Below are 2,423 nucleotides of genomic sequence, written 5' to 3'. Positions count from 1 at the left end.
GCGGGCGGGCGGGCGTGCCGTACACCAGCGCGTAGGCCGGCACATCGTGCGTCACGACGCTGCCCGCGCCCACAAAAGCGTAGCGGCCCAGCCGCACGCCGCACACCACGGTGGCATTGGCCCCGATGGTGACGCCCTGCTCCAGATAGGTGGTGAGGTATTGCCCGGGCCCCTTACGCGGAATGGCGCTGCGCGGGTTCTTTACGTTGGTAAAAACCACCGACGGGCCCAGAAAAACGTCGTCTTCGCACACCACGCCGCCGTAGAGGCTCACGTTGTTCTGCACCTTCACGTTGCGGCCCAGCGTCACGCCGTCGGCCACGAATACGTTCTGGCCCAGGTTGCAGGCTTCGCCAATGTCGGCCCCGGCCGAGATGTGACAGAAGTGCCAGATGCGGCTGCCCCGACCCACCTGGCAGCCTTCGTCGAGGATGGCCGTGGGGTGGGCGTAGTAATCGGGGGAGACGTGAGACATGCGGGCAACAGATGGTTTCGGCCCGCAAAGGTAAGGCAGCGAGCGGGGTTGGGGTCGTACTTTTGGGTAAACCTCCGAAACCGACACCGTTATGGGCCTGCCTGCTTTCAAATTTCCCGAAGAATTTGTGCCTGTTTCGGCTGAAGACTACCTGCGGCAGGAAGCTGCTGCTGAAACCCGCCACGAATACGCTAATGGCCGGGTGTGGGCCATGGCTGGGGCTGAAATGGCGCACAACGATATCAACTATAACCTCAATCAGGTGCTTGGCCCGCAATTGCGCCCGCGCGGCTGCAAAGCCAATATGAGCGACTTGCGGGTGCAAACGAAGAATCGTTCCGGCTATCTGTACCCGGATACCGTGGTCGTATGCGGCACACCAGTGCTTTCCGATGAAGTAAAGCCGCGCTCCCTCACCAACCCGGTGCTCATTGTGGAAGTTACTTCTTCCTCAACTGCCGAGCGCGACCATTACGAGAAGTTCACGCTCTACCGTCAGATTGAGAGCCTGCGCCAGTACCTGATGCTCAGCTCCGAAGAAGTGCACGCCGAGTTATACACCCGGGACGAGCTGGGCCGCTGGATATTCACCGAAACCCGCGACCCGGCCGCCGTGCTGGACCTGAGCAGTATCGCCTGCCAGGTGCTGCTGGCAGAGGTATATGCGGGCGTGGAGCTTTAAAGCTTCACGCACACGTTCTGCGCCTCGGTGAAGAAGCGCAGGGCTTCCAGCCCGCCCTCGCGGCCCACGCCGGAGTTTTTCATGCCGCCGAAGGGGGTGCGCAGGTCGCGGTGCAGCCAGGTGTTCACCCACACAATGCCGGCGTGCAGCTGGTGGGCCACGCGGTGAGCCCGCTGCAGGTCGCGCGTCCAGACGGTGGCCGACAGGCCGTAGTCGGTGCTGTTGGCCATCATCAGCGCTTCCGCGTCGGTGTCGAAAGGGGTGAGGGTCACGACGGGGCCGAAGATTTCCTCCTGGTTCACGCGGCAGTCGAAGGGCAGGTTCTCGAACACGGTGGGCTCCAGGAAGTAGCCGTTGGCGCAGCGGCCGGGCACGGTGGCGCGGTGGCCGCCAGCCAGCAGGGTGCCACCTTCCTCGTGCGCCAGCTTAATGTAGGCTAATACTTTCTGCAAGTGCGCCTCGCTCACGAGCGCGCCCTGCTTGGTATCGGCATCCAGCGGGTCGCCGATTTTCTGGTCCTGGAGCTGCTTCAGAAACTCGGTTTTGAATGATTCATAAATCGGGCGCTCGATGAAAATGCGCGAGCCACAGAGGCAAATCTGGCCTTGGTTGGCGAAGCTGCTGCGGATGCTGGTGGCCACGGCGGCGGCCAGGTCGCAGTCGGCAAACACGAGGTTGGGGTTTTTGCCGCCCAGCTCCAGGCTGAGCTTTTTGAACATGGGCGCGGCCGTGGCCGCCAGGTGCCGCCCGGTGGCCGTGCCCCCGGTGAAGCTAATGGCCTTGATACCCGGATGCTCCACGATGGCCTGTCCGCAGCCCGGCCCGGTGCCGTTCACGATGTTGAGCACGCCCGCCGGCAGGCCGGCCTCGATGCACAGCTCACTCAGCAGGAAGGCCGTGGCGGGCGTGATTTCGGAGGGCTTGGCCACCACGCAGCAGCCCACGGCCAGCGCAGGCGCAATCTTCCAGGTGAAAAGGTAGAGCGGCAGGTTCCAGGGCGAGATGCAGCCCACCACGCCCACGGGGTGGCGCACGGTGTAGTTCACGGCCACGCCGTCCTGCACGTGGGCTTCGGTGGCGAAATGGCCGGCGGCGGTGCCGAAGAAATGGAAGTTGCTGGCGGCGCGCGGAATATCCATCACCCGGGCCAGGGCCAGGGGCTTGCCGTTGTCCTGGCTTTCGGCGCGGGCCAGGCGCTCCAGGTGGGCGTCGATGAGGTCGGCGATTTTCACCAGCAGGCGGCCCCGGTCTTCGGCGGGCAGGGCG

The 2,423-nt window shown here is 64.2% G+C and carries 3 protein-coding genes; 1 reads left to right on the top strand and 2 read right to left on the bottom strand.

Annotation, left to right across the window (positions count from 1 at the left end; all coding sequences use genetic code 11):
• On the bottom strand, positions 1 to 475 hold a 475-nt coding region (locus ACYVDE_RS20355), incomplete at its 3' end, for an acyltransferase (RefSeq protein ID WP_460503365.1).
• Positions 476 to 566: 91 nt separating this feature from the next.
• Here ACYVDE_RS20355 and ACYVDE_RS20350 point away from each other — a divergent pair.
• Positions 567 to 1,157, top strand: a complete 591-nt coding sequence (locus ACYVDE_RS20350; RefSeq protein WP_460503364.1) for a Uma2 family endonuclease — start codon at positions 567 to 569, stop codon at positions 1,155 to 1,157.
• Here ACYVDE_RS20350 and ACYVDE_RS20345 read toward each other — a convergent pair.
• Positions 1,154 to 2,423: aldehyde dehydrogenase (locus tag ACYVDE_RS20345; protein ID WP_460503363.1), on the bottom strand; the 1,270-nt coding region annotated here is incomplete at its 5' end. The genes ACYVDE_RS20350 and ACYVDE_RS20345 overlap by 4 nt on opposite strands.

This window comes from Hymenobacter agri, from assembly GCF_054778495.1.
The sequence above is the reverse complement of the archived record's forward strand: the minus strand, read 5'-3'. Positions and strand labels throughout refer to the sequence as shown.

Coding starts and splice junctions, on each gene's coding strand:
- ACYVDE_RS20350 (WP_460503364.1), top strand. CDS start 567: ATGGGCCTGCCTGCTTTCAAATTTCCCGAAGAATTTGTGCCTGTTTCG.